This is a genomic window from Brevundimonas sp. (assembly GCF_027487935.1).
GTDB lineage: Bacteria > Pseudomonadota > Alphaproteobacteria > Caulobacterales > Caulobacteraceae > Brevundimonas.
Window position 1 is genome coordinate 127,220 of sequence record NZ_JAIYCP010000021.1, and the last position, 25,059, is coordinate 152,278.

The 25,059-nt window shown below is 67.8% G+C and carries 28 protein-coding genes; 18 read left to right on the forward strand and 10 right to left on the reverse strand.

The features are described from left to right. Positions 1-22: 22 nt before the first annotated feature. Together Q0053_RS07955 and Q0053_RS07960 are read left to right on the forward strand one after the other, a co-directional pair. Positions 23-2,056, forward strand: a complete 2,034-nt coding sequence (locus Q0053_RS07955; protein WP_298098455.1) for a TonB-dependent receptor — start codon at positions 23-25, stop codon at positions 2,054-2,056. A gap of 86 nt (positions 2,057-2,142) precedes the next feature. Next, positions 2,143-2,934 carry a SapC family protein gene (locus Q0053_RS07960; protein WP_298098458.1) on the forward strand — a complete coding sequence of 264 codons (792 nt, stop codon included), beginning with the start codon at positions 2,143-2,145 and terminating at the stop codon, positions 2,932-2,934. 222 nt (positions 2,935-3,156) lie between these two features. Here the strand turns inward: Q0053_RS07960 and Q0053_RS07965 are convergent, their stop codons facing one another. The 3 genes from Q0053_RS07965 to Q0053_RS07975 all read right to left on the reverse strand — a co-directional run bounded on the left by Q0053_RS07965 (position 3,157) and on the right by Q0053_RS07975 (position 5,549). Next, complete coding sequence (locus tag Q0053_RS07965) at positions 3,157-3,564, reverse strand: acyl dehydratase (RefSeq protein WP_298098461.1); 408 nt, start codon at positions 3,562-3,564, stop codon at positions 3,157-3,159. 13 nt (positions 3,565-3,577) lie between these two features. Next, positions 3,578-4,600 (reverse strand): NADP-dependent oxidoreductase, encoded by a 1,023-nt coding sequence (locus Q0053_RS07970; RefSeq protein ID WP_298098464.1) that lies wholly within the window; start codon positions 4,598-4,600, stop codon positions 3,578-3,580. A 151-nt stretch (positions 4,601-4,751) separates the two neighbouring features. Continuing rightward, a complete protein-coding gene (locus Q0053_RS07975) occupies positions 4,752-5,549 on the reverse strand; it encodes a response regulator (protein ID WP_298098467.1) in 798 nt (265 codons plus the stop codon). Positions 5,550-5,737: 188 nt separating this feature from the next. Between Q0053_RS07975 and Q0053_RS07980 the strand changes: the two genes are divergently transcribed. From Q0053_RS07980 to Q0053_RS08005, 6 genes are all read left to right on the forward strand, one after another. Continuing rightward, positions 5,738-5,935: a NepR family anti-sigma factor gene (locus tag Q0053_RS07980; protein WP_298098470.1), complete on the forward strand. Its 198-nt coding sequence runs from the start codon at positions 5,738-5,740 to the stop codon at positions 5,933-5,935. Beyond that, positions 5,932-6,543: a sigma-70 family RNA polymerase sigma factor gene (locus Q0053_RS07985; protein ID WP_298098473.1), complete on the forward strand. Its 612-nt coding sequence runs from the start codon at positions 5,932-5,934 to the stop codon at positions 6,541-6,543. Before Q0053_RS07980 ends, Q0053_RS07985 begins: the two co-directional genes overlap by 4 nt. Positions 6,544-6,550: 7 nt before the next feature. After that, positions 6,551-8,332: a sensor histidine kinase gene (locus tag Q0053_RS07990; RefSeq protein ID WP_298098659.1), complete on the forward strand. Its 1,782-nt coding sequence runs from the start codon at positions 6,551-6,553 to the stop codon at positions 8,330-8,332. Positions 8,333-8,372: 40 nt separating this feature from the next. Further along, on the forward strand, positions 8,373-8,510 hold the full coding sequence (locus Q0053_RS07995) for an entericidin EcnA/B family protein (RefSeq protein ID WP_298098476.1): 138 nt from the start codon (positions 8,373-8,375) through the stop codon (positions 8,508-8,510). Between the two features lie 165 nt (positions 8,511-8,675). Then, positions 8,676-10,334 (forward strand): MFS transporter, encoded by a 1,659-nt coding sequence (locus tag Q0053_RS08000; protein WP_298098478.1) that lies wholly within the window; start codon positions 8,676-8,678, stop codon positions 10,332-10,334. A 7-nt stretch (positions 10,335-10,341) separates the two neighbouring features. Further along, the gene (locus tag Q0053_RS08005) at positions 10,342-10,551 is read left to right on the forward strand and encodes a hypothetical protein (RefSeq protein WP_298098481.1); all 210 of its coding nucleotides are present in this window, start codon (positions 10,342-10,344) and stop codon (positions 10,549-10,551) included. Here Q0053_RS08005 and Q0053_RS08010 read toward each other — a convergent pair whose 3' ends face one another. Together Q0053_RS08010 and Q0053_RS08015 are read right to left on the reverse strand one after the other, a co-directional pair. Beyond that, a complete protein-coding gene (locus Q0053_RS08010; protein WP_298098484.1) occupies positions 10,552-10,959 on the reverse strand; it encodes a hypothetical protein in 408 nt (135 codons plus the stop codon). It lies immediately after the preceding gene. Positions 10,960-10,990: 31 nt separating this feature from the next. After that, positions 10,991-11,467, reverse strand: a complete 477-nt coding sequence (locus Q0053_RS08015; RefSeq protein ID WP_292061772.1) for an Lrp/AsnC family transcriptional regulator — start codon at positions 11,465-11,467, stop codon at positions 10,991-10,993. Between the two features lie 142 nt (positions 11,468-11,609). On the opposite strand from Q0053_RS08015, the gene ald reads away from it, so the two are divergent. Next, the gene (ald, locus tag Q0053_RS08020) at positions 11,610-12,728 is read left to right on the forward strand and encodes an alanine dehydrogenase (RefSeq protein ID WP_298098489.1); all 1,119 of its coding nucleotides are present in this window, start codon (positions 11,610-11,612) and stop codon (positions 12,726-12,728) included. A gap of 149 nt (positions 12,729-12,877) precedes the next feature. Then, positions 12,878-13,936 carry a GTPase ObgE gene (gene obgE, locus Q0053_RS08025; protein WP_298098492.1) on the forward strand — a complete coding sequence of 353 codons (1,059 nt, stop codon included), beginning with the start codon at positions 12,878-12,880 and terminating at the stop codon, positions 13,934-13,936. A 6-nt stretch (positions 13,937-13,942) separates the two neighbouring features. Here obgE and Q0053_RS08030 read toward each other — a convergent pair whose 3' ends face one another. Then, positions 13,943-14,500, reverse strand: coding sequence for a hypothetical protein (locus Q0053_RS08030; protein ID WP_298098494.1), 558 nt, complete (start codon positions 14,498-14,500; stop codon positions 13,943-13,945). A gap of 83 nt (positions 14,501-14,583) precedes the next feature. Here Q0053_RS08030 and Q0053_RS08035 point away from each other — a divergent pair, with 83 nt between their 5' ends. The 8 genes from Q0053_RS08035 (at position 14,584) to Q0053_RS08070 (ending at position 21,962) form a co-directional block, all read left to right on the forward strand. Further along, entirely contained in the window at positions 14,584-15,570 is a 987-nt protein-coding gene (locus tag Q0053_RS08035) for a YafY family protein (RefSeq protein ID WP_298098496.1), read from the forward strand. Between the two features lie 46 nt (positions 15,571-15,616). Next, positions 15,617-16,294 carry a nicotinate-nucleotide adenylyltransferase gene (locus Q0053_RS08040; protein WP_298098498.1) on the forward strand — a complete coding sequence of 226 codons (678 nt, stop codon included), beginning with the start codon at positions 15,617-15,619 and terminating at the stop codon, positions 16,292-16,294. A gap of 97 nt (positions 16,295-16,391) precedes the next feature. Continuing rightward, a complete protein-coding gene (gene rsfS, locus Q0053_RS08045; protein ID WP_298098499.1) occupies positions 16,392-16,811 on the forward strand; it encodes a ribosome silencing factor in 420 nt (139 codons plus the stop codon). 26 nt (positions 16,812-16,837) lie between these two features. Next, a complete protein-coding gene (gene rlmH / locus Q0053_RS08050) occupies positions 16,838-17,302 on the forward strand; it encodes a 23S rRNA (pseudouridine(1915)-N(3))-methyltransferase RlmH (RefSeq protein WP_298098501.1) in 465 nt (154 codons plus the stop codon). 54 nt (positions 17,303-17,356) lie between these two features. Then, positions 17,357-18,436: a peptidoglycan DD-metalloendopeptidase family protein gene (locus tag Q0053_RS08055; protein WP_298098503.1), complete on the forward strand. Its 1,080-nt coding sequence runs from the start codon at positions 17,357-17,359 to the stop codon at positions 18,434-18,436. A 238-nt stretch (positions 18,437-18,674) separates the two neighbouring features. Continuing rightward, positions 18,675-20,045, forward strand: a complete 1,371-nt coding sequence (locus Q0053_RS08060; RefSeq protein ID WP_298098506.1) for a S41 family peptidase — start codon at positions 18,675-18,677, stop codon at positions 20,043-20,045. Between the two features lie 107 nt (positions 20,046-20,152). Then, positions 20,153-21,352, forward strand: a complete 1,200-nt coding sequence (locus Q0053_RS08065; protein WP_298098509.1) for a divergent polysaccharide deacetylase family protein — start codon at positions 20,153-20,155, stop codon at positions 21,350-21,352. Positions 21,353-21,488: 136 nt separating this feature from the next. Continuing rightward, the gene (locus Q0053_RS08070) at positions 21,489-21,962 is read left to right on the forward strand and encodes an RNA pyrophosphohydrolase (protein ID WP_298098512.1); all 474 of its coding nucleotides are present in this window, start codon (positions 21,489-21,491) and stop codon (positions 21,960-21,962) included. On the opposite strand, the gene Q0053_RS08075 is transcribed toward Q0053_RS08070, so the two are convergent. The 4 genes from Q0053_RS08075 to Q0053_RS08090 all read right to left on the reverse strand — a co-directional run bounded on the left by Q0053_RS08075 (position 21,920) and on the right by Q0053_RS08090 (position 25,044). Next, positions 21,920-22,204 carry a DUF1272 domain-containing protein gene (locus Q0053_RS08075; RefSeq protein ID WP_298098515.1) on the reverse strand — a complete coding sequence of 95 codons (285 nt, stop codon included), beginning with the start codon at positions 22,202-22,204 and terminating at the stop codon, positions 21,920-21,922. The genes Q0053_RS08070 and Q0053_RS08075 overlap by 43 nt on opposite strands. A 67-nt stretch (positions 22,205-22,271) precedes the next feature. After that, positions 22,272-22,544: an ATP synthase F1 subunit epsilon gene (locus tag Q0053_RS08080; RefSeq protein WP_298098518.1), complete on the reverse strand. Its 273-nt coding sequence runs from the start codon at positions 22,542-22,544 to the stop codon at positions 22,272-22,274. 3 nt (positions 22,545-22,547) lie between these two features. Then, entirely contained in the window at positions 22,548-24,101 is a 1,554-nt protein-coding gene (atpD, locus tag Q0053_RS08085; RefSeq protein WP_298098521.1) for a F0F1 ATP synthase subunit beta, read from the reverse strand. Positions 24,102-24,165: 64 nt separating this feature from the next. Then, positions 24,166-25,044 (reverse strand): F0F1 ATP synthase subunit gamma, encoded by an 879-nt coding sequence (locus Q0053_RS08090; protein WP_298098524.1) that lies wholly within the window; start codon positions 25,042-25,044, stop codon positions 24,166-24,168. Between the last annotated feature and the right edge of the window lie 15 nt (positions 25,045-25,059).

Genomic DNA, 25,059 nt, shown 5'->3' on the forward strand with positions numbered 1-25,059 from the left:
CGTGTTCGTCCGGATGGTCCCCATGAGTCTCGCTGTCGTGTCCCGCACCGCCCTTCTGACCGCTGTGGGCTGGGCCGCGCTCGCCGGCGCAGCCGCCGCCCAGAGCGCGCCGCGCGCGGCCGAGCTCGACGAGGTCATCGTCACCGGCATGCCGTTCGGCGTGACCGACCGGGCCAGCCTGCTGGCCGTCGAGGTGCTGGACGAAGAGGACCTGGCCGTCGCGCCGGCCTCGACCCTGGGCGATCTCGTCAACGGCCTGCCCGGCGTCCGCAGCACCAGTTTCGCGCCGGGGGCCAGCCGTCCGGTCATCCGCGGCCTGTCCGGGCCGCGGGTGCAGGTTCTGACCAACGGCCTTGGAATGATCGACGCCAGTTCGGTCTCGCCCGACCACCAGGTCGCGGTGGACCCGGCCGAGGCGCGCCGGATCGAGATCGTGCGTGGCCCCTCGACCCTGACCTTCGGCGGCTCGGCCATCGGCGGGGTGGTCAACATCATCGACGACCGCATCCCGACCGAACCGGCAGAGGACGGGCTGGACGGCCACCTCAGCGCCCAGGCCGCGACCGTGGACAACGGGAGCAGTTTCGGGGGACGGATAAAGGCCAATGCCGGCCCGCTGGTCTTCACCGCGGACGCCTTCACCCGTTCCGCCTCCGACTTTGACGTCCCCGTCTATCCGGAATCGCGGCGTCTGCTGGATGAAGAGGGCGAGACCGCGGGCGACGAACGCACGGTCGAGAACACCTTTGTCGAGCTGGACCAGTACGGCGCGGGCGTCAGCTGGATCGGATCGCGCGGCTACATCGGTGCCTCCGTCAAACACGTCGAGACCACCTACGGGGTGCCGGGACATGCGCATGAGCCCGATCCGCTGGATCCGGACGCCGAAGAGGAAAGCGTGTCCATCGGTCTGGAACAGACCCGCTACGACCTGCGTGGCGAGTTGGCCTTCGACTCAGGCCCCTTCAGCAAGGCCCGTGTTTCGGCCGGCTGGGCGGACTATTCGCACACCGAATTCGAGGGCGATGCGACCGGCACCCAATTCTTCTCGGACGGTCATGAAGGCCGGTTCGAGCTGATCCAGCGCGAGCGGAACGGCTGGCAGGGCGCGATCGGTCTGCAGCTGCTGGAGCGGACCTTCGATGCGGTCGGCGACGAAGCCTATGTGCCGCTGACCGACATCACGGAACAGGGCCTGTATACGGTGCAGCGGTACGACCGCGGCAGCCTCGGCTTCGAGGGCGGTCTGCGACTGGACAACCGGTCGCTGGACAGTGTGGCGGGTGAGCGCGACTTCTCCAATGTCTCGGCCTCGGCGGGCGTGTTCCTGCGGCCGTCGGCAGCGCTGTTCCTGGGTCTGAGCCTGGCGCGCAACGAGCGGGCACCCAGCGAGGTCGAACTGTTCGCCGAGGGTGCGCACGTCGCCACCGGGGCCTTCGAGGTCGGCGATATCGATCTGGACAGCGAGGTCGCCACCTCGATCGAGGCAACCGTGCATTTCGCCTCCGGTCCGTTCGAGTTCGATCTGCACGCCTATCACGCCGACTATGACGGCTTCATCGATCTGAGGCCCACAGGGCTGGATGATGTCGATTCCGACCTGCCCATCTTCGCCTATGTCCAGACCGGGGCGACGTTCCGCGGCTTCGAAGCCGAGGCCAGCTATGCCCTGTGGGAAGCCGGCGACCGGAGCCTGAGCCTTTCGGGGGCGGCTGACTGGGTGCGCGCATCGACCGATCTCGGGCCGGCCGCACGCATTCCGCCGTGGTCCGTCACGGCAGGCCTGGACTGGACCTCGGACCTGTTCGACGCCGGACTTGAGGTCCGCCATGTCTCCGAACAGGATCGTACGGCCGCCTTCGAACGCCCCACGGACAGCTACACCCTCGTCAATCTGAAGGGCTCGGTGCGGCCGTTCGCGGACAGCAACATCATCCTCTTCGCCGAGGCAGCCAACCTGACGGACGCGGAGGCGCGCGAACATGCCAGCTTCCAGAAGGACATCGCGCCGCAGCCGGGCCGCAGTCTGAGGGTCGGGGCGACCTACCGGTTCTGATCCCTCCAAGGCGAGCCGGTTTGCCGCCCTGACCGGTCTGCGCTAGACACGCGCCTCCTTTCACTCACCAGAGCCGTTTCGAGTCCATGACCGACACCACCTCCACCGCCGGTCTGTCCGGCAATGTCCTGTTCTACGGCAAGCCCGAGCCCCTGTCGGTTGAGGCCCACGGCACCCTGGGCGTCGATCCCGTCGACAAGCCTTACGGCTTCGTGGCCAAGACCAATCTGGTCCCGCTGACCGTGACCGAGTTCGCCCCGGCCGCCTTGTCCTATCCGGTGATCTTCGTCGGCGACGCCCGCATGCCGGTGGCCGTCATGGCCCTGCGCGGCGGCGAGAACCTGTTCGTCAGCGACGCCGGCGAGTTCCGCGCCGAGGCCTACATCCCCGCCTATGTCCGCCGCTATCCGTTCGTCTTCGCCAATGACGAGGTCGAGAAGCGGCTGATCCTGTGCGTCGATCGCGACGCACCGTTCATCCGGGACGGCGGCACGACCCCGCTGTTCGTCGACGGCAAGCCGTCCACCTACGTCGAACAGGCGATGGAGTTCTGCAACAATTTCGAACTCGAGCGCCAGCGCACCGACGCCTTCGTCAAACTGTTGAACGAGCTGGACCTGCTGGACACCCGCGAGGCCATCTTCACCCCGCGCAATCCCGACGGCACCTCGGCTGCGCCGCAGAAGATCGCCGAGTATTACGCTGTCTCGGAAGACAAGCTGAAGGCCCTGCCGGCCGAGAAGCTGGCCGAACTGCGCGACAACGGCGCCCTGGGGCAGATCTACGCCCATCTGGTGTCGCTGCTGGGCTGGGACCGGCTGATCGCCATGGCCTTCCAGAGGGCCGCTGCCGCCCAACCGGCGGCGGGCAACGCCTGAAGCGAGTGGCTGGTGGCTGGTGGCTAGTGGCTAGTGGCTAGTGGCTAGTGGCTAGTGGCTAGTGGCTAGACAGCGGTCACAGATAGCGTCTCGAAAAGCAGAAAACCCCGTCCGGTTCGTCCGGGCGGGGTTTTTCTTGATGGTCCAGGTATTCGGCTCACACTGGCCACTGGCCACTGGCCACTAGCCACCAGCCACCAGCCACCAACCACCCCCGCCGCGTCAGCGGCGGGTCAGCAGCGCCCGCGTCAGGCAGGAAAAGACCAGCCGGCCGGATTCGTCGAGCAGGTCGTGCTGGGCGATGACGATACCCTTTTCGTCGCCGACCGGGTCCTTGCCCATGACCGTCATCCGGCCGCGCATCAGCTCGCCGGCGGGCGGATTGCGCAGATAGCGCAGGCCGTCCACCGCCAGCACCTTGGACTGGGCCCAGCCCGCGGCCTTGTCAGCGAAAAGCCGGCTCCACAGGGCATAGACCATGGCATCCGGCGCCCCATAGGACGCATCCCAGCCGGGCAGGAAGCGCTCGACGAAGAGGTCCAGCGACGCCGGGTCGACCATACAGGCCCCGAGCGGCACGACTTCGCCCACGCCCATATCCTCGAAATGGACGAGCAGCGGTTCGGTCATCCGTTCGGTCCCATCAGCCGGCGGCCTCCTCCGAGACCCGGACCAGCAGCTTGCCGTCATGGTTGCCGGTGAACAAGCGGTTCAGCGAATCCAGCGCCCCTTCCAGGCCATCGTCGACATGGACCTTCCACTTGACCTGGCCGCCCTGGAGCCAGGGCCCCATTTCCGCAACCATTTCGCGGGCCCGGTGGGCATAGTCGAGCACCAGGAAACCCTGGATGTCGAGCCGGTGGGTGATGATGCGGGCGAAATTGGGCGACGGCGGCATCTTCGTCGCATTGTAGGCGGAGATCAGGCCGCAGACGGCCATCCGGCCATGGGTCTTCAGGCGGTTGTAGACGGCGATCATGATGTCACCGCCGACGTTTTCGAAATTGAGGTCGATCCCGTCGGGTGCCAGCCGGTCCAGCGCGGCGCCGACATCTTCGTTCTTGTAGTCAACGGCCGCATCGAAGCCCAGTTCATCGGTCAGCCAGCGGCATTTATCGGCTCCACCGGCAATGCCGATGACGCGACAGCCGCGTGCCTTGGCCACCTGACCGGCGATCGAACCCACCGCCCCGGCGGCTGCGGAGATCACAAGCGTCTCGCCGGCCGCGGCCTTGAGCACATCTGTCACGCCGAAATAGGCCGTCATTCCGGTCATGCCGAGCACGCTGAGATTCGCGGTCAGCGGCATGCCGGGCGCGCGGTGCACCTGCCGGAGCTCCATCTCATTGACCACGGCATAGTCCGCCCAGCCGCCGGCCATCGGGGACACCACATCGCCGGCCCGGAAGCGGCTGGAACGGCTTTCCTCGACCACACCCAGGGTCAGGCCGCGCATGACCCCGCCGATGGGTACCGGCGGCAGATAACCCTCCGCATCGTTCATCCAGGTGCGGTTGGTCGGGTCCAACGACAGATAGACCGTGCGGACCAGGACCTGGGACTCTTTCAGGGCCGGAACCGGTGCCTCGACCAATTCGAGGTCTCCGGGCCGGATCAAGCCCTTGGGCCGCTGGCGCAGCACCCACTGACGATTCACGCGAGCCATGGCCATCTCCGGATCTTCCTCGGGTTTTCTTTGTGAACCCGCATAGTCTGCAAGGCCCGGCCTGCTGTCCAGCCGATGCAAGGAAAAAGGCGAACCGCGAGAGTCCGCCCTGGAGTAGACACCGGACCGCACCCTGGCCCGACAGGTGGTTTTACGCCGCCGCCTTCTGGCGGGCCGGGTGGAAGAACAGGGCCTGGCTGATCGCCGCCTTCACGGTTTCCGGCTGGAACGGTTTGGTGATCAGGAAGGTCGGCTCGGGCCGTTCTCCGGTCAGCAGCCGCTCCGGGAAGGCGGTGATGAAGATGACCGGCACGTCGATCTGTTTCAAAATCTCCTTCACCGCTTCGATCCCCGACGACCCGTCCGCCAGCTGGATGTCAGCCAGCACCAGACCCGGGCGATGACGGGCAACGGCATCGACGGCCTCGGCGTGAGTGGTGGCGGTGCCGGTCACCCGATGGCCCAGTTCCTTTACCAGGCTTTCGATATCGGCCGAGATGATGGCCTCGTCTTCAATGATCAGGACGTCGGTCGCCAGTTCGGTGTCGATATCCGCCTGGGCATCCGCAATCAGCCGGTCGACGTCCCGGGGTTCGGCGTCAAGGATCTGGGCGGCCTCGGACGGGGTAAAGCCCTCCAGTGCGGTCAGCAGGAAGGCCTGGCGCGAACGCGGCGCGATCCGCATCAGGCGGCGCGTTGTGTCGTCCTCGCGGCCCCTGATGCCGCTCATGTCTTCCAGCCGGGCACCGGTCGTGGCCCAGATGGCGTGAAAGACATGGTAGAGAGCCACCCGCGGCGTCATTTCGGGCGAAAGCTGGAGCTCACCGGCCGCGAGGGCTTCGAGAGCGACACGGACATAGTTGTCACCGGTGGCCTGGTCGCCGGTCAGGGCGCGGGCATAGCGACGGACGTACGGAAGATGCGGCGCAAGGCGAGCCAGCAGACTCATGTGTCAAGATCCCCGACAGAAGCGACTCCACGCGGGAAGCGCAGGCTCCCTCAACGTATCGGATCGGCCACGGTTCCGCTTCGGCACGCAGGTTTTGACATTTTTCGACACGTCCACCGGAACCCGGCCGACAGACGGGCGTTCCCGCACTCACAACAACCATCGCCAGGGTGACGACCGTTTCTTCGATGAAAGACAATCCCGTCCGTCCCGGCACGCCGCCCAGGAGCCGTGCAAGTCTTGAGGAGGCCCGCCTTCGCCAGCAGGCGATCGGGGTCAAGCTCCGGCATATGTTCGATGAGGTCGTGAACGAGCCGGTTCCGGACGTCTTTCTCGAAATCCTGCGCCGGGCCGATGAGCGGTCATCAGGGGGGAGCGGCGAATGAGCGGCGCCGCCAGCCCGCCGCCCAAGCCACCCTCGGCCGACGACGCGGCCTTCAAGCGGGAACTGGTTGTGCTGATCCCGCACCTGCGGGCCTTCGCCCGCACCCTGACCGGCGACCCGACCGCAGCCGACGATCTGGCCCAGGACGCCATGATGAAGGCTTGGGACGCCCGCGCCAGCTATCAGATGGGCACAAATATGAAGGCCTGGACCTTCATGATCCTGCGCAACCAGTTCTATTCCGAGAAGCGTCGCTCATGGCGCCAATCGCAGCTGGACCAGGAGGCGGCAGAACGCACCCTGGTGGCGGTGGACGATCCGGGGTCCCCGATTGCGTTGGACGAACTGCGTCTGGCCCTCGCGACCCTGCCGGAAGAGCAGCGCGAGGCCCTGATCCTGGTCGGGGCCGGCGGCTTCGCCTACGAGGAAGCGGCTGATATCTGCCAGTGCGCCGTGGGCACGGTGAAGAGCCGGGTTTCGCGGGCCCGCAAGGCCCTGCAGGCAACCCTGGACCGGGGCGGCTATGCCCGTGACGGCCATGCCGCCGGCGACGCCATGCGCTCCATTCTGGCGGCCGCGGACCGTCTGAGCGGCTTCAGGCAGGGCTGACGCCTTGGTGCGGCTCGGCCGGGCGATCTCCAGAGGGGCGGGACGTGGAACGGGTGCCACGCGATTCCGGGGTATCCGCTTCAGGCTGGGTTTCTGGCTGGCGATCGCGCTCCTGCCCCTGCTGATCCTCGGAGGCCTTCAGGCTGAGGCGGCGTTCCGGAGCCAGGACGCCGACCGCCGCGCGGACCTGCAGCGGGCCGCCGAGCGGAGCGCCACCGCCGCCCGGGCGCGACTGGACACGACCGGCATAGTGCTTCTGGCCCTGATGCCTGAAGCCCTCGAGATATCCTGCAGTCCGCGGCTCAACGCCCTGGTTTCCCGTCTTGAGGACCTGGACGGCCTTGGACGATTGACCGCAACCGGCGCGCTGACCTGTGCCTCGGAAAGGCTCGCCGCTGCGCCCCCGGCGTGGCTGAAACAGGCCGGAGCCAGCGCCTGGTTCGGGCGGCTCCAGGCCGGGGAGGACACAGTCCTGGCACGCGCCCCGGCCGTCGCCGGCCAGCTGCCGCAGGTAATCGTCGCCGTGCGGGTGGAACGGCCGCTGGGCCGGTTCGACGGGGCCATGGTCGCCCTTATTCCCTTGACCAGTCTGCAACCGGACCTGAGCGATCCTTCGCTGCCCGCGGGATCCCAGGCGGCACTCACAGACACAGACGGACGGTTGCTGGCCGCCACCGACGTCAACGCCTTCAAACTGGCGGGCGGCGCGCCCCTGGCCGGATGGGTGCCGCGCGCGCGCACCAATGCCTCCACCACCTTCGAGGCCACCGACGCCGACGGCCGACATCGGGTCTATACGGGCGCGGCCCTGGCCGGGCACGACGTCTATGCCCTGCTCTCGGCACCGGCGCCCGGGCTACTGTCCTGGGCGCGGCTGAACCCGATAAGCGCCTTGTTCATGCCTCTGCTGACCTGGCTTTTCGCCTTCACGGCGGTGATGTGGGTCAGCGAACGGGTCGTGATCCGTTGGCTGAACTACCTCGAGCGGGTGGCCTTCATCTATTCAAGAGGCCGGTTCTCGGTGCATCCGGTTCAGGCCATGAAGGCCCCGACCGAGATTCGCAGCCTGGCCCGGACCCTGGACGAACTGGCCGGCTCCATCGTCATCCGGGACGCCGCCCTGAAGGCCTCGCTGGCGGAAAAAGACGCGCTGATGCGCGAAATCCACCACCGGGTGAAAAACAATCTGCAGATCATTTCCTCACTCCTGTCGATGCAGCAGCGGACCCTGGCCGATCCGGCCTCCAGGGCGGCGCTCGGCGATACGCGCCAGCGCATCTCGGCGCTCGCCCTCATCTACCGCACCCTCTACCAGAGCCATGACCTGCGGCACGCCGACGCCCGCATCTTTCTGACCGAACTGGTCGCGCAGCTGGTCGCGAGCGAAACCGGCCGCGAACATGTGGTCACGTCCTCGGTCGAGGCCGACTCCCTGGTCGTCGATCCGGACAAGCTTGCGCCCCTGGCGCTCTGGCTGGTCGAGGCCGTGACCAACGCCCAGAAACACGCCTTCGTCGGACGCGGGGGCGACCTCAAGGTCCGGTTCTCGGTGCAAGGGGAAACCAGCGTGCTTGAAATCCAGGATGACGGGCCGGGCGTCAGCGGGACCTTCCGCCCGGGCGTGGGGCGCACCCTGATGGGGGCTTTCGCCAGACAGCTTCGGGGCTCGGTCGAATTTGTCCCTGCCGAAGGCGGCGGCATGATTGCCCGCATGACCTTCGCCACGCCGGAAGCCATCGTTCCAACCGATCCGTCCGACCTTGGAACCGTCGTTGTGCCGGGGCGTTGATATGCCGGACGCCGCCTTCCCGGCCTCAAGGAGTATGTCGATGCGCAAGATTTTCATTCTGTTTGCCGCCGCCGCCGCCCTGACCACAGCCGCCTGCAACACCGTCTCCGGTGTCGGGCGTGACGCCTCGGCCGCCGGCCAGGCCGTGACCGGCGCGGCCGAAGACGCCAAACACTAGACGCCCCCTTCCCGACCGCGATTCCCCCGATCCGTGGTTCGGTTGAAGAAGGCCCGCCGGCATCCCCCCCGCCGGCGGGCCTTCGCTATTTGCGCAGCCTGCAACGCCGTCTAGCATCGCGGAGCAGGCGTCCGCAGAGGTGCCATGACGACGGGGAGGCGATCGATGACGGATGCGACAGAAACACGGGCGGAGCCGGGCCTGAGAACCGTAGTGGCGGCATCGGCCACCGGCACAGCCTTCGAATGGTACGATTTCTTCGTCTTCGGAGCCCTGGCGACCGTGATCGCGCGACATTTCTTCGCCGACGCGGGCGAGACTGTCGCCTACATCCTCGCCCTGCTGACCTTCGGGCTCGGCTTTGTGGTCAGACCCCTGGGCGCCCTGGTGTTCGGCTGGTTCGGTGACCGGACCGGGCGCAAGGCTACCTTCCTGGTCACCATCACCCTGATGGGAGTCGCCACCGTCGCGATCGGCCTGCTGCCGGACTATGACCAGATCGGTATCGCCGCACCCATCCTGCTGCTGGTCATGCGGATGCTGCAGGGCTTTGCCCTCGGTGGCGAGTACGGCGGGGCGGTCGTCTATGTCGCCGAACATGCACCGGCGAAAAAGCGCGGCCTGATGACCGGCTGGATCCAGACCACCGCCGCCCTCGGCCTGATCGGAGCCCTGTCGGTGATCCTGATCACTCGCGCCGTGGTCGGGGCCGAAGCCTTCGACGAATGGGGCTGGCGCATTCCCTTCCTGCTTTCCGCCCTTCTGCTGGGTGTGTCGCTGTGGATCCGGCTCAAGCTGAACGAAAGCCCGGCCTATCGCCGGATGGAGGCCGAGGGCGGTGAACGCCGCGCCCCGTTCAAGGAGGCCTTCGGCACCTGGCGTAACGGCCGGTTCGTCCTGATCGCCCTGTTCGGCATCATGATCGCCCAGGGGGCCGTCTGGTACTGCGGCTATTTCTACGCCCGCTTCTTCATGGAGCGGGTGCTGCGGGTCGATACCAACACCATCGACCTGGTGATGCTGGCGGTGACCGCCGTCTCGGCCTTCCTCTATGTCTTCTTCGGCTGGATTTCGGACCGGATCGGACGCAAGCCGGTGATGCTGTTCGGCATGATCCTGGCCCTGATCGCCATCTTCCCCGGCTTCCAGGCCCTGACCCGGGCGGCCAATCCCGCCCTTGCCGAAGCCCAGGCCTCATCGCCGATCGTCGTCATGGCCGACCCGGCCACCTGCGCCCTGCAGTTCGACCCGATCGGCAAGACGGCCTTCGCCAGCTCCTGCGATATCGCCAAGAGCGTGCTGTCCAATGCGGGCATTTCCTACAGCAATGTCGAGGCCGCGCCGGGCGCGGTCGCCGTGGTCCGGATCGGCAGTGTCGAGATCGCCTCGGTCGAGGGCGAGGGCCTGGACCCGGCGGCGCTGAAGGTCGCGCGGGCGGGGGTCGAGACCCGGCTCAAGGCCGCCCTTCTGGAGGCGGGTTATCCGGCCAAGGCCGACCCCGATCGGATCAACCTTCCGATGGTGTTCGGCATCTTGATGATCTTCATGGTCGCGGCCACGGCCCTGTACGGACCCCAGGCGGCCGCCCTGGTCGAGCTGTTCCCGACGCGGGTGCGCTATACGGCCATGAGCCTGCCCTATCATGTCGGCACGGGCTGGGTCGGCGGCATGCTTCCCGCCGCCAGCTTCGCCCTCGTCGCCTGGTCGGGGAACATCTATTTCGGCCTCTGGTACACCCTGGCCTTCACCGCCGTGGCCGTCGTCGTCGCCCTGATCTGGCTGCCGGAGACCAAGGGGCGCGACCTGGACGCGATCGGGACCTGATCCGGCGATGAGACCGCGCCTCCGGCCGCTGGTCTGGCCTGTCGCCCTGCTGGGGGCCGGCCTTTCGACCGGCGGGCTGGCGGACTTCGCCGTCGGGCGCTGGCAGGCCTATGGGCTTTACGGCCTGGCCCGGCCGGTTGCGGACCTGCTGCTGCTCATCGGCGCATTATGGCTGGTGGTGGCGGTGATCGGTGTGGTGCGCGGCAGGCGGGTGTAGTCAGACCTTCTTCAGGCCCGCGATGAAGGTCTGGACCTCGAGGGACGGCCAGTCTGCGCCATCCCACCAGAAGGCTGCGAGCGCCTCATGATTCAGGGCCACCCATGCCATGACTTCGGGGGCCATACGGTTCAGGTCCCGCTCATCGAGACTGTTTGCGACCACCCGGGGGGTCGAGGCGACGGCCACCGAAAAACTGGGCTGGTGGCGGCCTCGCTTCAGAAAATACTTCACCCGGGGTCCGTGCTGTCCCATCACCGTCGTGATTGTGATCGTTCCGGGGACGCCTGTCTGGGACTCGACCAGATTGGCCATGTCGAAGATGTCCTCATCGTCGAGCGCACCGATTTCCTCGTCGAGCGTGGGCTCGCGATCGGTCCAGACGGCGGGTTTTTCAGAGAAGCCCATCAGATCAGTATCCACGCAACGAATGGTTGTGTCAAACGGGCAGGGCGCCGCGCTTGACGACGGTGCGCATGGCCACGCTGGAGGAGACCCGGGTCACGCCGGGGATGCGGGTCAGCTCGCGCGAATGGACCCGTTCCAGATCGTCGACGTCGCGCACGACCAGCCGCAGCAGATAGTCCGAGCCACCGGTCATCAGATAGCATTCCACGACCTCGGGCACGGTCGAGATGGCGGTCTCGAAGGCGGTCAGGGAGGCCTCGGCCTGGGATGACAGGGTCACGGTCACGAAGACGCTGATCGGCAGGCCGACGGCGCGTTCGTTGATGATGGCGGCATAGCGGCTGATGACCTCGGCGGCTTCCAGCGCGCGCAGGCGGCGCAGGCAGGCGCTCTCGGACAGGTTCACCGTCCGGGCCAGGTCCGCATTGGTCATGCGGCCGTCGCCCTGGAGGGCGCGGATCATCTTGCGGTCGGTGTCATCGAGGGTGACAGCAGAAACGGTCTTCAAGCACGCACTCCTTCGCAGCTCCTGCGACTTTACAGCGTTCATACGACGAAAAGAACAGGAACCTGCGGTCAAACCGCCGCTAGAGTGCCCTCCTAAACGGAGCCGCCGCAGATCGGCCCGTCCCGGTCAGAAGGAAACCCCCATGCGCGTCGGCGTCCCCAAGGAAATCAAGAAGAACGAACACCGGATCGGCCTGACGCCGACCGCGGTGCGCGAATACGTCGCCCACGGCCACACGGTCTCGATCGAGACCGGCGCCGGCCTCGGCGCGGGCTTCACCGACGCCGACTACAAGAAGGCCGGGGCGAAGATCGTCGCCGATGCGCAGACCATCTTCGCCGGGAACGACATGATCGTGAAGGTGAAGGAGCCGCAGAAGGTCGAGTGGGAAATGCTCCGCGAGGACCAGATCCTGTTCACCTATCTGCACCTCGCGCCCGACCCCGAACAGACGAAGGGCCTGCTGGCCTCGAAATGCGCCGCCGTGGCCTATGAGACCGTGACCGACGACCGCAAGGGCCTGCCCCTGCTGGCCCCGATGTCGGAAGTCGCCGGCCGGATCGCCGTCTTCTCGGCCGCCGAAACCCTGCTCAAGCACAACGGCGGCATGGGTCTGCTGTTCTGCGGCGTCCCGGGCGTGGCCCCGGCGCGGGTGCTGGTGCTGGGCGGCGGCGTCGTCGGCCTCAATGCGGCCCGCATGGCCATGGGCCTCGGGGCCGAGGTCGTGGTGCTGGAACGCTCGATCCCGCGCATGGCCTATATCGACGAAGTGACCCAGGGCCGGGTCATCACCCGCTATTCCTCGATCGGTGCGATCGAGGAGGAACTGGTCAAGGCCGACGTCATCATCGGCGCCGTTCTGGTGCCCGGCGCGGAAGCGCCGAAGCTGATCAAGCGCGAGCACCTCAAGCAGATGAAGCCCGGCTCGGTGCTGGTCGATGTCGCCATCGACCAGGGCGGCTGTTTCGAAACCAGCCATGCCACCACCCACCAGGACCCGACCTATGTCATCGACGACGTCGTCCACTATTGCGTCGCCAACATGCCCGGCGCCGCGCCGCGCACCTCGTCGGAAGCCCTGAACAACGCCACCCTGCCGTTCGGCCTGGCCCTGGCCAATCACGGGCTGGAGGCGCTGAAGAAGAACCCGCACCTGGCCCGCGGCCTGAACGTGCTCAGGGGCGAGATCACCTATCCGGCCGTCGCCGAGGCGCTGGACATGCCGTGGAGCGATCCGTTCGGGGTGTGGGCGAAGGGCTGAGGCCAGCATCGAACATCTCCCTCCCCTTCATGGGAGGGAGAGCCTCGGTGCGACGCCCGCCTGTAAATCGCCGCTGTCTTGCGCCATAAGCGCGCTCAAGCAGCGAGCGACCGCGTCGCGAGCGTCAGCGCCCACTTAGAAATGCCGCGATGAAGTTTCTCGACCAGGCCAAGATCTACATCCGCTCCGGCAACGGCGGGGCGGGTGCCGTCTCGTTCCGGCGGGAGAAATTCATCCCGAATGGCGGCCCCGACGGCGGCGACGGCGGCAATGGCGGCAACGTCTGGATCACCGCCATGGACGGGCTGAACACCCTGATCGACTTCCGCTACCAGCAGCATTTCAAGGCCCAGACCGGCGTCCACGGCATGGGCCGGCAGATGCACGGGGCCAAGGGCGAGGACGTCATCCTCAAGGTCCCGGTCGGCACCCAGGTGCTGGACGACGACAAGGAGACCGTCCTGCTGGACATGGACTATGCCGGCAAGACCGAGATGTTGCTCAAGGGCGGCAACGGCGGCTGGGGCAATGTCCATTTCAAGGGCCCGTCCAACCAGGCCCCCGCCTATGCCAACCCCGGGCAGGAGGGCCAGGAGCGCTGGATCTGGCTGCGACTGAAACTGATCGCCGATGTCGGTCTGGCCGGCCTGCCCAATGCGGGCAAGTCGACCTTCCTCGCGGCGGCCTCGGCCGCCCGACCCAAGATCGCCGACTATCCGTTCACGACCCTGGTGCCCAACCTCGGCGTGGTCGACCTGTCGCCGACCGAGCGGTTCGTCATCGCCGACATTCCCGGCCTGATCGAGGGCGCCTCGGAAGGGGCCGGTCTGGGCACCCGTTTCCTCGGCCACGTCGAGCGGTCGGGCTGTCTGATCCATCTGATCGACGGGACGCAGGACGACGTCGCCGGGGCCTATCATACGATCCGCCGCGAGCTGGAGGCCTACGGCGCCGGTCTGGCCGAGAAGGCCGAGGTGCTGGCCCTGAACAAGATCGACGCCCTGACGCCCGAGGCACGCGAGGAAAAGGCCGCCGAGCTGGAGGCCGCCGCCGGCCGCCGTCCCATGCTGGTCTCCGGCGTCTCGGGCGAAGGCGTCACCGAACTGCTGCGCGCCGCCTGGACCGAGGTCCGCAAGGACCGCGGCGAGATCGCCCCGGCCGAGGAAGATGAGACCGTCATGGAGACGCCGGGCGGCTGGGAGCCCTGATCGCGATCAGGCGACCCGCGTCCATTCCATGATCCAGTTCCAGTCCCAGGTCGCTCCGGCATCGCGTGAGACCCCCTGTCGCCAGCGGCATGACGTTGCGGTGATCTGGTCCCAGCAACCGCGGTAGATCACCGGCTTTCCGTCCTCGATGTCCGGGGAATCGAAATTGCCAACGCCGTCGACAAACCGGCCAGGCGTCCCCGCAGAACCCGGGACGCCGACCTTGGCGTTCATCCAGTAGTCGAGCCAGACGCCGTTGGCGGCGTCCAGCGTCCTCAGGCCCATACCGCTGAAGTCGCGGGCAGGGATGCGCAGCTCCTCCACGCTGGCGACACCGCCGAGGATGCTCCAGCAGGTGGCCTGCCCCTCGAATACGTCCCAGTCACCGGGTGCCTTCAGGCGGCGCTGGGCGATCGTCCATTCGCCATTCAGGAAGTCGAACTCACCCGCGCGTGCAGGGACGGGCGACGCGCTGGCCGGGGCCGGCAGTGCGTTTGCCAGGGAGGCCCCTGCGGCGCTCATCAGGACCGTGCGCCGGCGGATTCGGGGTTTGGGCTCGCTCATCAGGCAGTCTCCATGATCAAGGAAACCGGCATAGGCGGTAATTCATGACACCGAACGTCAGGAATTTGTCCTAGGCTGGAAAAATGCGCGCCAGCCGAATTCTGTCGATCCTGATCCTGATGCAGATGCGGGGCCGCATCAGCGCGGATGCCCTGGCCCGCGAGTTCGAGGTTTCGGTCCGGACCATCTATCGAGACATGGACCATCTCAGCGCCGCCGGGGTCCCGGTCTATGCCGAGCGGGGACGGGCCGGGGGGTTTGCCTTGCTCGACGGCTACCGCACCCGGCTGACCGGCCTGACGGTGGCGGAGTCAGACGCGCTGGTCCTGGCCGGGGCCGGGACAGTCGCGGCCGACCTGGGTCTCGGTGACGCACTGGCGACGGCTCAGCTCAAACTGTTGGCCAGCCTGCCTCCGGACTCGGGGGCCAGCGCGGACCGGGTGGCGCGCCGCTTTCACCTGGACCCGATTGACTGGTACCGGCGGACCGAGGCCGCAGACGCCTTGCCGGGTCTTGCCGGTGCGGTCTGGGGCGACCGTCGGGTCCGGGTCCGTTATGAAAGCTGGACCGGTGAAGTTCATCGCGTCCTTGATCCTCTCGGCCTCGTCCTGAAGGGCGGGACCTGGTACCTGGTCGCGGCCGTCGAGGGACAGGCACGCACCTATCGCGTCTCGAACATCCATGAACTCGAAGTCCTGGACGCGGCTGCCGTTCGACCGCGCAATTTCGTTCTGGCGACCTACTGGGCCGGATGGAGCCGGGACTTTGAAGCACGGCTGCTGCGCGATCGCGCCCGTATCCGCCTGTCCCCGGAAGGCTTCAGGCAACTTCGGGCATTCAGCCCGGCCGCAGCCGAGGCGGCTGTGGACGTCGCCGGGGACGCCAACCCCGCAGGCTCAGGCTGGCGGACGGTCGATCTCCCGATCGAGAGCATCGACGCCGCCGCGGGCTGGCTGCTGCACCTGGGCCCGGAGGCCGAGGCGATGAGCCCACCGGCCCTCCGGGGCGCGGTCGCCAAGGCCGCCCGGGCCGTACTGGACCTATATGACCCGAGACAGGCCGCGGGGTGACGTGTTAGCTCCCTGGTGAGCAAAAGCCCCCGCGAGCCCTGCCGCCTTGTCTTTCTTCCACGCCGGTCCCGCACCGAAAGCCCAGGGGCCCCGTCCCGGCACCCTGCGTGACGGACTGGACCTGCAGCCCGGGATGGCGGTCGGCCTGTTCGGCGGCTCATTCAATCCGGCCCATGACGGTCACGCCCATGTGGCGGAGACGGCGATGCGACGGCTGGGGCTGGATCGGGTCATCTGGCTGGTGTCGCCGCAGAACCCCCTGAAAGACGCCCGCGACAGCGCGCCGCTGGCCGAGCGGATGGCCTCGGCCCAAGCGGCAGCGGCCATGGCGGCGGCGGGGCGATCCATGGTGGTCTCTGATTTCGAGACCCGTGCCGGCACCCAATGGACCGTGGACACCCTGCGCGCGCTGACCGCACGCCACCCCGGCGTGCGTTTCGTCTGGCTGATGGGATCGGACAATCTGGCCGGATTTCACAGATGGCGCGGCTGGACCGACATCATGCGAATCATGCCCATGGCGGTGATCGCCCGGCCGGGGTCCCTGCACCACAGCCGCACCGCGCCGGCCGCAGCGCGTTTCGCCTCTGCCCGGGTTCCGACGAGCCAGGCGCGGCGGCTGGCCGACCTTGAGGCTCCCGCCTGGACCTGGCTGACGGCGCCGCTCAACCCTCGCTCCTCGACCGCACTGCGGGCCGCGCGTGACGCCGCCGCGCCCCTGTGATAGGCTTCCGCTTTAGTAATCTCTCCGGAGCCCTCCGCTGACCCCCTCGCCCGCGCACGATGCGCAAGACGCCGCCGACTCCCCCACGGCGCATGAGATGGACGAATTCGACTCCATCCACTCCGAAGACGGGTCTCCGACTGACGGGCCGCAGGCACCTCTCCCCATCGGCTCCACCGATCTGGAAACGGCCATCCTGTCGCGACTCGACGACGACAAGGCCCAGGACATCGTTCTCATCGACCTGAAGGGCAAGAGCCCGATGGCCGACACCATGATCATCGCCTCCGGGCGGTCGCACCGTCACGTCGGCGCCCTGGCCGACCACCTGCAGCGGACGCTGAAGGAAAGCGGTCTCGGCAAGGTCAAGGTTTCGGGCCTGCCGCACTGCGACTGGGTGCTGCTGGATGCGGGAGACGTCATCGTCCACCTGTTCCGTCCGGAAGTGCGCGCCTTCTACAACATCGAGAAGATCTGGTCGGTCGAGAGCGGCCACCGCGTCGACGCCCGCGCCTGATCTCCTGACCCCCTGTTCGTGAACCCATGAAGCTGGCCGTCATCGCCATCGGCAAGCCGGGGCGGGGACCCGAGGCCGTGCTGGCGTCTGACTATGCCGAACGCGCCACCCTGGCCGGGCGGGCCCTCGGCCTGGGCCCGCTGGAACTGGTCGACCTGGAACCGCGCAAGGCCGGCAAGGCCCCCGAGGCCGAGCTGATCCTGAAGGCCGCCGAGGGCGCGCATCTGATCGCCTGCGACGAGCGCGGCCGGACCTTCTCCAGCCGCGCCTTCGCCGACCATATCGCCCTGCTGCGGGATCGCGGCGAACGTCGGCTGGTGTTCGCCATCGGCGGGGCGGACGGTCTGGACGAGAGCGTGCGTGCAGCCGCGGGCTCGACCCTCGCCTTCGGCCCCCAGACCTGGCCCCATGCCCTGGCGCGGGCCATGCTGGCGGAGCAGCTGTATCGCGCCGTGACCATCCTGGCGGGATCCCCCTATCATCGCGACTGAAGCAGACCGGCATGGATGCGCTCGCATCCGAAACCGGATATTCGCTCTCGCTCCATGCGCGCGCCCCTCCTGATTCTCTGTCTGGCCGTGATCGCCCTGCCCGTCGCAGCGATCGCGCGACAGACCCCGTCCGCCGGCGACGTCGGCCGGCTGCAGGCCGAGTTCCGTGACGAGCGGGCCCGCGCCCTTCGCCTGCGCGCAGAAGCCGCCGAGGCCGCCCGCGAGATTGCCGGACTGGAAAGCCAGCTGACCGCACTGCGCACCGCTGTCGGCCAGGACGATGCCGTGATCGCGGACCAGCGGGCGCGACTGCGCGAACTGGGGCGGCAGGAGGCGGAACTGGTGGCCCGGCTGTCTCGCGCACGGGGCCGCCAGGGCCGGCTTCTGTCCGCCCTGCAGATGATCAGCCGCCGTCCGCCGCCGCCGCTGCTGGTCCCGGCCGACCGGGCGGTCGACACGGTCCGGGCCGCCATTCTGATGCGGGCCATGGCTCCCGCGCTGCAGGCGCGCGCCCAGGGGCTGGCGGACCGTCAGGCCGAGGTCGTCCGGGTGCGACGGCTCAGCGCCCTGAACAGCGAGCAGCTGTTCACAATCGAAAGCGCCCGCGGCGACCGGCGCGCGGAGATCGAGGCCCTTACGAGCCGAAAGACGGCCCTGGAGGCCGTATTGCGGGCCGAGGCCGAGAGCGCAGAACAGGCCAGCCGCGTGCTGGAGACGCGTCTGCGCGCGCTCGGCGCGGCCGTACCGCCGCCCGGGATGGAAACCGAGCCCGCTTCGGCCCGACTGCCGGCCGGACGCAGCCGGCTGACCGCCCCTGTTGACGGGGCTCCGTCGCGGCGTTTCGGCGGGGGATCAAGCGGCTGGAGCTGGCGCACCAGCGGGTCGGAGGTCCGCGCGCCCGCCGCCGGACAGGTGGCCTTTGCCGGGCCGCTGAGTGGCTGGGGGCAGGTGGTCATCGTCGACCTCGGGCCGGGCTGGCGGGCGGTGATTTCCGGCCTCGACACCCTGTCGGTTGCGGCCGGGGACCGGGTCATGGACGGCCAGAGCCTTGGCCGGACCGGCACCGACGGCGAACCGACGTTCGAACTTCGCCGCGACGAGCGGCCGATTGATCCGGGACCGTGGTTGCAGTGAGTGGTTGGTGGCTGGTGGCTGGTGACGGGTGATTTTCGAGTTCGCGGGCCGGGTGCCTCTTCTGCAACCTGCCAGTCACCCGCCACCAACCACCCATCACCCCTTCAGCGAAACCGCTTCCCAACCGGCGATGACACTGATTTTATCCGCTAATCACCGATCGGCCACGATTTCGTCGCCGGTCGGTTCGTAACTGATCCATCCAAGAGCCGCCTTCCTGTTCGCTGAAAGAGACCCGATGCGTAAATTGTTGCTGGTTGGCGCTGCCGCCGTGACCCTCCTGGGGCTCGGCGCAGCGACCGCCACAGGCCAGACGCCGCGGAACGAGGCTTTCCGCATGCTGGCCCTGTTCGGGGACGTCCTGGGCATCGTCGAACAGGCCTATGTTGTCCCGGTCGATGACAAGAAACTGATCGAGGCCGCGCTGCAGGGCATGATGGGGGCGCTGGACCCCCATTCCAACTACCTGCCGCCCAGTGGCTATGACGAACTGCAGGAGCGGACGTCGGGGGCCTATTCGGGCGTGGGCCTGACCATCCAGGCCGAGGGCGGCCTGGTGAAGGTGATCTCGCCGATGGACGGCGGGCCGGCCGCCCGCGCCGGCGTCAACGCCGGAGATGTCATCTCCTCCATTGAAGGCCAGAGCGCCGCCGGCCTGACCGTCAGCCAGGTGTCTGAAAAACTGCGCGGGGCGGTCGGCACGACGGTCCGGGTCACCTTCCTGCGCGACGGCGAGGATCCGCGCGAGGTGACGCTGACGCGCGAAGTGATCCAGATCGATTCCGTCACCGGCCGGATCGAGGGCGACTTTGCCTATCTGCGCGTCTCGACCTTCAACGAGAATACCGGCCGCGAACTGGGCGAGACCATCGCCCGGCTGAAGGGCGAGAACCCCGCCATCAAGGGCTATGTGCTGGACCTGCGGAACAACGGCGGCGGCCTGCTGGATGCGGCCATCGCCGTCTCGGACGCCTTCCTCGAGCGCGGCGAGATCGTCAGCCAGCGCGGGCGCAAGGCCGATCAGATCCAGCGCTATGGCGCGCGACCGGGTGACCTGACCGGCGGACGGCCGCTGGTGGTACTGATCAACTACGGTTCCGCCTCGGCCTCCGAGATCGTGGCCGGCGCCCTGAAGGATCACCAGCGGGCGACGATCGTCGGCCTGACCAGCTTCGGCAAGGGCTCGGTGCAGACAGTCATCCCGTTGCGTGGCGGCCAGGACGGTGCCCTGTCGATCACCACGGCCCGCTATTTCACCCCCTCGGGTGCCTCGATCCAGAAGATCGGCATCGAGCCCGATCTGGAGGTGTCGCGCTCGCTGGCCGAGGCGCGGATCGTGTCGCGGTCGAATTTCATCTATTCGGAGGCGGCCTACTCTACAGCGCTGGACGCCTCGATCGGGGCCGAGCGCAAGGGCCCCCACACCCCGCTCGAGGCCCCGGGCGAAGACTGGCCCGAGGACAAGGACTACCAGCTGGAGCGGGCCTTGGACGTGCTGCGCGCCGGCGGAGACCTGACCCGGCTGGCCGCTGCGCCCGAGGGTATTGTCGTGACCGCCCCGGGCTCCGCCCTGGCCGCAGCCGAGCCGGAGCCCGCGCCGGAAAATTGACGCGACATGGCTAACGGCGCGTTAGGCTTTCTTAACCGACGCCCGCCAAGGTGATGATTGAAGGAGTCCGCTTCGCGGACCCCCGCATCCAGCGTCCAGTCCTGCCCATGTTCGCCAAGCGCCAGTCTGTTCTTGCCACCACCGCCGGAGCACCCCCGGTGCGCCGGTCGTTGCGCGACAATCTTGCACCCGTCGGCCGCTTCCTGACGAAGCCGCCCGTCGCTGTAACCGGCGCCGGCCTGCTTCTGATCGGTGCAGCAGCCCTGTTCATCACCGTACTGGGCGACCCCTGGGCCGGAGCACCCTCGGCGCGGGCCACGTTGAAGCGCGAGGCGCCGGTCGCCGCCCCCGCCCCGTCCGGGCTCGAGGCCTTCTCGGTCGGGGCCTATGGCTCGTGGCAGGACCTGGCGGGGGACGGCGGTGCCGTCGATCCCGCCCTGGACGGCGAGGCCGTGATCACCCTGCCCAACGGGGCAACAGTATCGGGCAATGGCGCGCCGGTGACCGCCCCGCGCATCGCCGCCAGCCCCCTGCCCGCCGCCCCGATCGCCGGGCTGAGCCAGCCGGGCCCGAACGGCCCCTTGCCGGCCATCGCCACCGACGGCCGCGTGCCTGCCCAGGCCTATGCCCGCCCGTTCCGCTCCAACGGCCGCCCGCGCGTGGCCATCATCGTCGGCGGCCTGGGCCTGAACGCCGTCACCACCCGCGCCGCCATTGAACGGCTGCCGCCGGAGGTCACCCTCAGCTTCGTCCCCTATGCCGAGGGTCTGCAGGGCTGGATCGACCTGGCCCGCGCCCAGGGCCACGAGGTGATGCTGGAAATGCCGATGGAGCCATCGGGCTATCCCGGCAATGACCCCGGCCCGCACACCCTGCTGGCCTCGGCGGAGCCGGCCGATATCCAGGCGCGGATGAACTGGCTGCTGGGACGGGCCACCGGCTATTTCGGCGTCACCAACTACATGGGCGACCGCTTTGCCAACTCGGACTCCGGCATGACCGCCTTCATGGCCATCCTGCGCCAGCGCGGGGTGGCCTTCCTCGACGACGGCTCGATGAGCCGCCGGCCCGGTGCCTGGGCCCGGGCCAGCGCCAACCGGATCATCGACGAGGAACAGAACCCGGCCGCCATCGTCGGCCAGTTGAACGCGCTCGAGGCCCTGGCCAAGGGCTCTGGCCAGGCGATGGGCACCGGCTTCAGCTATCCGGTCACGGTCGAGGCCGTGGCCCGCTGGACCGCCGGCATGGAGGCCCGCGGGCTGCAACTGGCTCCGGCGAGCGCGATGACGCAGCGGCCGGGACGGTAGGGATCAGGGATTAGGGATTAGGGCTTAGGGCTTAGGGCTTGGGGCTTGGGGCTTAGGGCTCAGAACAGTGTCGTTTCTCGGCTGCCGGCCGAAAGTCGTCTTGACTAGGCCCTAAGCCCTAAGCCCTAAGACCTCCATGCCAGACCTCTCCCGCTACCGCCCCAATGTCGGCGTCGTGCTGTTCCATCCGGACGGGCGCGTCTGGTACGGCCGTCGCGCCGGGACCGAGGGGCCGCACAATTGGCAGTTCCCCCAGGGCGGGGTCGATGAGGGCGAGGACCTGGAGGCCGCCGCCCGGCGTGAACTGGCCGAAGAGACCGGGGTCACCTCGGCCGAGCTGGTCGCCCGGACGGAAGAGTGGATCGCCTACGACTTCCCCGCCGACTACGGCGGCTCGAAACAGGCGCGCGGCTGGTCTGGCCAGAAGCAGCAGTGGTTCGCCTTCCGCTTTACCGGCGAGGAGTCCGAGATCGACCTCGAGGCCCACGGCGAGATCGAGTTCGACGCCTGGCGCTGGGGACCGCTGAGCGAAGCCCCTGACCGGATCGTGCCGTTCAAACGGGCCGTCTATGAACAGGTCGTGGCCGTGTTTGCGCCGCTGGTGGTATAGGCCGCCGCACAGCCTTCCGGCCTGAGCACCCGTTTCGTCGAGGCCGGATATCTGGCCAGCAGGTGCGCCGGGCGGACCGGACGGGCGCTGAACCCGCCCCCGCAGTTGGGGCAGACGCCCTTCAGCACGCCGTCCACGCAGTCGGCGCAGAAGGTGCATTCAAAGGTGCAGATCCGGGCCTCGGCGCTGTCGAACGGCAGGTCGCGGTCGCAGCACTCACAATTGGGTCGGAGCTCGAGCATGGCCCAAGCCTAGCGCCGCCATCAGGCGGGCACCAGACGCGTCGGAGCGACCCGGGATGACAAGGGTCTAGGCGGCCGCCGTCACTTCCGAGGCCTGTTCGGCCAGGATGGTCAGGCCGGCCGGGGTCACGTCGGCGAAGCCGCCGTGGACCTCGAACTGGCGGCGCGAGCCACCGTCGATGACCGTGACCACGCCTTCGCGCAGGGCGGTCATGAACGGCGCGTGGTCGGCGAGGACGCCGAAATCGCCTTCGGCGCCGGGCGCGTCGACCTGATCGACGAGGCCATTGAAGACCTCGCGTTCAGGTGAAACCAGCGAGAAGCTGAGCTTGCCGGCCATGGATCAGGCCGCCTCGGCGGCGAGCTTCTCGGCCTTGGCCACGGCTTCCTCGATGGCGCCGACCATGTAGAAGGCGGCTTCCGGAAGGTGGTCGTATTCGCCGGCGACGATGCCCTTGAACGAGCGGATGGTGTCTTCCAGCGAGACGAATTTGCCGTCCGCGCCGGTGAACTGCTCGGCCACGAAGAAGGGCTGCGACAGGAAGCGCTGGATCTTGCGGGCGCGCGAGACGATCAGCTTGTCCTCTTCCGACAGCTCATCCATGCCCAGGATGGCGATGATGTCCTTCAGCGCCTTGTACTGCTGCAGGACTTCCTGGACCGAGCGGGCGACGCGGTAGTGCTCCTCGCCGATGACCAGCGGGTCCATGATCCGCGAGGTCGAGTCGAGCGGGTCCACAGCCGGGAAGATGGCCTGGGCGGCGATGTCGCGGCTCAGCACGGTCGTCGCGTCCAGGTGGGCGAAGGAGGCGGCCGGGGCCGGGTCGGTCAGGTCGTCGGCGGGGACGTAGATGGCCTGGACCGAGGTGATCGAGCCCTTCTTGGTCGAGGTGATGCGCTCCTGCAGGTTGCCCATCTCCGTGGCCAGCGTCGGCTGATAGCCCACGGCGGACGGGATACGGCCCAGCAGGGCGGACACTTCCGAACCGGCCTGGGTGAAGCGGAAGATGTTGTCGACGAACAGCAGAACGTCCTTGCCTTCCTCGTCGCGGAAATACTCGGCCTGGGCCAGGCCGGTCAGGGCGACGCGGGCGCGGGCACCGGGAGGCTCGTTCATCTGGCCGTAGACGAGGGCGCATTTGGAGCCTTCGGTCGAGCCGCCGTTCTTGGTCGGGTCCACGTTCACATTGGACTCGATCATCTCGTGGTACAGGTCGTTGCCCTCGCGGGTGCGCTCACCCACGCCGGCCAGGACCGAATAACCGCCGTAGGCCTTGGCGATGTTGTTGATCAGTTCCTGCATGGTCACGGTCTTGCCCACGCCGGCGCCGCCGAACAGGCCGATCTTGCCGCCCTTGGTATAGGGGCACATCAGGTCGATGACCTTGATGCCGGTGACGAGGATTTCCGACGAGGTCGACTGTTCTTCGAACGACGGCGCCTCGCGGTGGATCGGGCGGTACATGGTGGTCTTGATCGGGCCCTGTTCGTCGATCGGCGCGCCGACGACGTTCATGATCCGGCCGAGCGTGCCCGGTCCGACCGGGGCCAGGATGGAGGTGCCGGTGTCGGTCACGGCCTGGCCGCGCGTCAGACCTTCCGAGGTGTCCATAGCGATGGTGCGGACCATGTTCTCGCCGAGGTGCTGGGCGACTTCCAGCACCAGGGTGAAGGGCTGACCGGTCTTCTGGTCGACGTTCTGCGTCTCCAGGGCGTTCAGGATCGCCGGCAGCTGGCCGGTGAACTCGACGTCGACGACGGCGCCGATGACCTGGGCGATCCGGCCCACGCCGGTGCCGGCCTTATAGGCGGCGTTACCGGTTGCGGCGGCGGCCTTCGGGGCCTTGGGAGCAGCCGGCTTCTTGGCGGCGGGTTTCTTGGCGGTGGTGTCGGTCATCGGTTCGTTCCGTTCGGAAGGTCGTGCTTGGCGTGTAGCTGGGCGTATCTGGGCGGGGTTCGGATCAGAGGGCTTCGGCGCCCGCGATGATCTCGATCAGTTCAGTAGTGATCTGGGCCTGGCGTTTGCGGTTGTACTGCAGGGTCAGGCTGTTGATCAGGTCGCCGGCGTTGCGGGTGGCGTTGTCCATGGCGCCCATCTGGGCCCCGAAGAAGCTGGCCTGGTTCTCGTACAGGGCGGCCAACACCTGGGTGGTGATGTTGCGCGGCAGCAGGGTCTCGAGGATTTCCTCTTCCGAGGGCTCGTACTCATAGGTCGCGCCGTTCAGGTCGATCGGCGGGGCATCACCGTCGACGACCGCCGGGATCAGCTGTTTCGGGGTCGGGATCTGGGAGATGACCGACTGGAAGCGGCTATAGAACAGGGTCACGACGTCGGCATGTCCGGCCTCGAACTGTTCGGCGATCAGGGCCGCGATCGGCTCCGCCGCCGGCAGGCCGATGACCTTGTGATCCGACATCTCGAAGGTCTTCACCAGCTTGTCGCCATAGAGGCGCGTCAGCCCGTCGCGGGACTTGCGGCCCACGGCGATGATGCGGACGTCCTTGCCGGCCGCAATCAACCCGTTGATTCGCTCGCGAGCGGCCCGGATGACATTGGTGTTGAAACCACCGGCCAGACCCTTGTCGCCCGTGGCGACGACGATCAGATGCTTCTGGTCAGAGCCGGTACCGGCCAGCAGTTTCGGTGCGCCGTCGCCCGACACGCCGGCCGCCAGATTGGCGATCACGGCGGCCATCTTGCGGGCATAGGGACGGGCGCTTTCGGCCTGGTCCTGGGCGCGCTTCAGCTTGGCCGCGGCGACCATGTTCAGGGCTTTCGTGATCTTCTGCGTGGACTTCACGCTTCCGATCCGATTGCGCATTTCCTTGAGGCTGGCCATCCGGTGCTACTCTCT

What these genes read in the sequence shown, in the direction of transcription:
- Q0053_RS07955 (WP_298098455.1), top strand. Translation starts at nt 23, where the DNA reads ATGAGTCTCGCTGTCGTGTCCCGCACCGCCCTTCTGACCGCTGTGGGC.
- Q0053_RS07960 (WP_298098458.1), top strand. Translation starts at nt 2,143, where the DNA reads ATGACCGACACCACCTCCACCGCCGGTCTGTCCGGCAATGTCCTGTTC.
- Q0053_RS07965 (WP_298098461.1), bottom strand. Translation starts at nt 3,564, where the DNA reads ATGACCGAACCGCTGCTCGTCCATTTCGAGGATATGGGCGTGGGCGAA.
- Q0053_RS07970 (WP_298098464.1), bottom strand. Translation starts at nt 4,600, where the DNA reads ATGGCTCGCGTGAATCGTCAGTGGGTGCTGCGCCAGCGGCCCAAGGGC.
- Q0053_RS07975 (WP_298098467.1), bottom strand. Translation starts at nt 5,549, where the DNA reads ATGAGTCTGCTGGCTCGCCTTGCGCCGCATCTTCCGTACGTCCGTCGC.
- Q0053_RS07980 (WP_298098470.1), top strand. Translation starts at nt 5,738, where the DNA reads ATGAAAGACAATCCCGTCCGTCCCGGCACGCCGCCCAGGAGCCGTGCA.
- Q0053_RS07985 (WP_298098473.1), top strand. Translation starts at nt 5,932, where the DNA reads ATGAGCGGCGCCGCCAGCCCGCCGCCCAAGCCACCCTCGGCCGACGAC.
- Q0053_RS07995 (WP_298098476.1), top strand. Translation starts at nt 8,373, where the DNA reads ATGCGCAAGATTTTCATTCTGTTTGCCGCCGCCGCCGCCCTGACCACA.
- Q0053_RS08000 (WP_298098478.1), top strand. Translation starts at nt 8,676, where the DNA reads ATGACGGATGCGACAGAAACACGGGCGGAGCCGGGCCTGAGAACCGTA.
- Q0053_RS08005 (WP_298098481.1), top strand. Translation starts at nt 10,342, where the DNA reads ATGAGACCGCGCCTCCGGCCGCTGGTCTGGCCTGTCGCCCTGCTGGGG.
- Q0053_RS08010 (WP_298098484.1), bottom strand. Translation starts at nt 10,959, where the DNA reads ATGGGCTTCTCTGAAAAACCCGCCGTCTGGACCGATCGCGAGCCCACG.
- ald (WP_298098489.1), top strand. Translation starts at nt 11,610, where the DNA reads ATGCGCGTCGGCGTCCCCAAGGAAATCAAGAAGAACGAACACCGGATC.
- obgE (WP_298098492.1), top strand. Translation starts at nt 12,878, where the DNA reads ATGAAGTTTCTCGACCAGGCCAAGATCTACATCCGCTCCGGCAACGGC.
- Q0053_RS08030 (WP_298098494.1), bottom strand. Translation starts at nt 14,500, where the DNA reads ATGAGCGAGCCCAAACCCCGAATCCGCCGGCGCACGGTCCTGATGAGC.
- Q0053_RS08035 (WP_298098496.1), top strand. Translation starts at nt 14,584, where the DNA reads ATGCGCGCCAGCCGAATTCTGTCGATCCTGATCCTGATGCAGATGCGG.
- rsfS (WP_298098499.1), top strand. Translation starts at nt 16,392, where the DNA reads ATGGACGAATTCGACTCCATCCACTCCGAAGACGGGTCTCCGACTGAC.
- rlmH (WP_298098501.1), top strand. Translation starts at nt 16,838, where the DNA reads ATGAAGCTGGCCGTCATCGCCATCGGCAAGCCGGGGCGGGGACCCGAG.
- Q0053_RS08055 (WP_298098503.1), top strand. Translation starts at nt 17,357, where the DNA reads ATGCGCGCGCCCCTCCTGATTCTCTGTCTGGCCGTGATCGCCCTGCCC.
- Q0053_RS08060 (WP_298098506.1), top strand. Translation starts at nt 18,675, where the DNA reads ATGCGTAAATTGTTGCTGGTTGGCGCTGCCGCCGTGACCCTCCTGGGG.
- Q0053_RS08065 (WP_298098509.1), top strand. Translation starts at nt 20,153, where the DNA reads ATGTTCGCCAAGCGCCAGTCTGTTCTTGCCACCACCGCCGGAGCACCC.
- Q0053_RS08070 (WP_298098512.1), top strand. Translation starts at nt 21,489, where the DNA reads ATGCCAGACCTCTCCCGCTACCGCCCCAATGTCGGCGTCGTGCTGTTC.
- Q0053_RS08075 (WP_298098515.1), bottom strand. Translation starts at nt 22,204, where the DNA reads ATGCTCGAGCTCCGACCCAATTGTGAGTGCTGCGACCGCGACCTGCCG.
- Q0053_RS08080 (WP_298098518.1), bottom strand. Translation starts at nt 22,544, where the DNA reads ATGGCCGGCAAGCTCAGCTTCTCGCTGGTTTCACCTGAACGCGAGGTC.
- atpD (WP_298098521.1), bottom strand. Translation starts at nt 24,101, where the DNA reads ATGACCGACACCACCGCCAAGAAACCCGCCGCCAAGAAGCCGGCTGCT.
- Q0053_RS08090 (WP_298098524.1), bottom strand. Translation starts at nt 25,044, where the DNA reads ATGGCCAGCCTCAAGGAAATGCGCAATCGGATCGGAAGCGTGAAGTCC.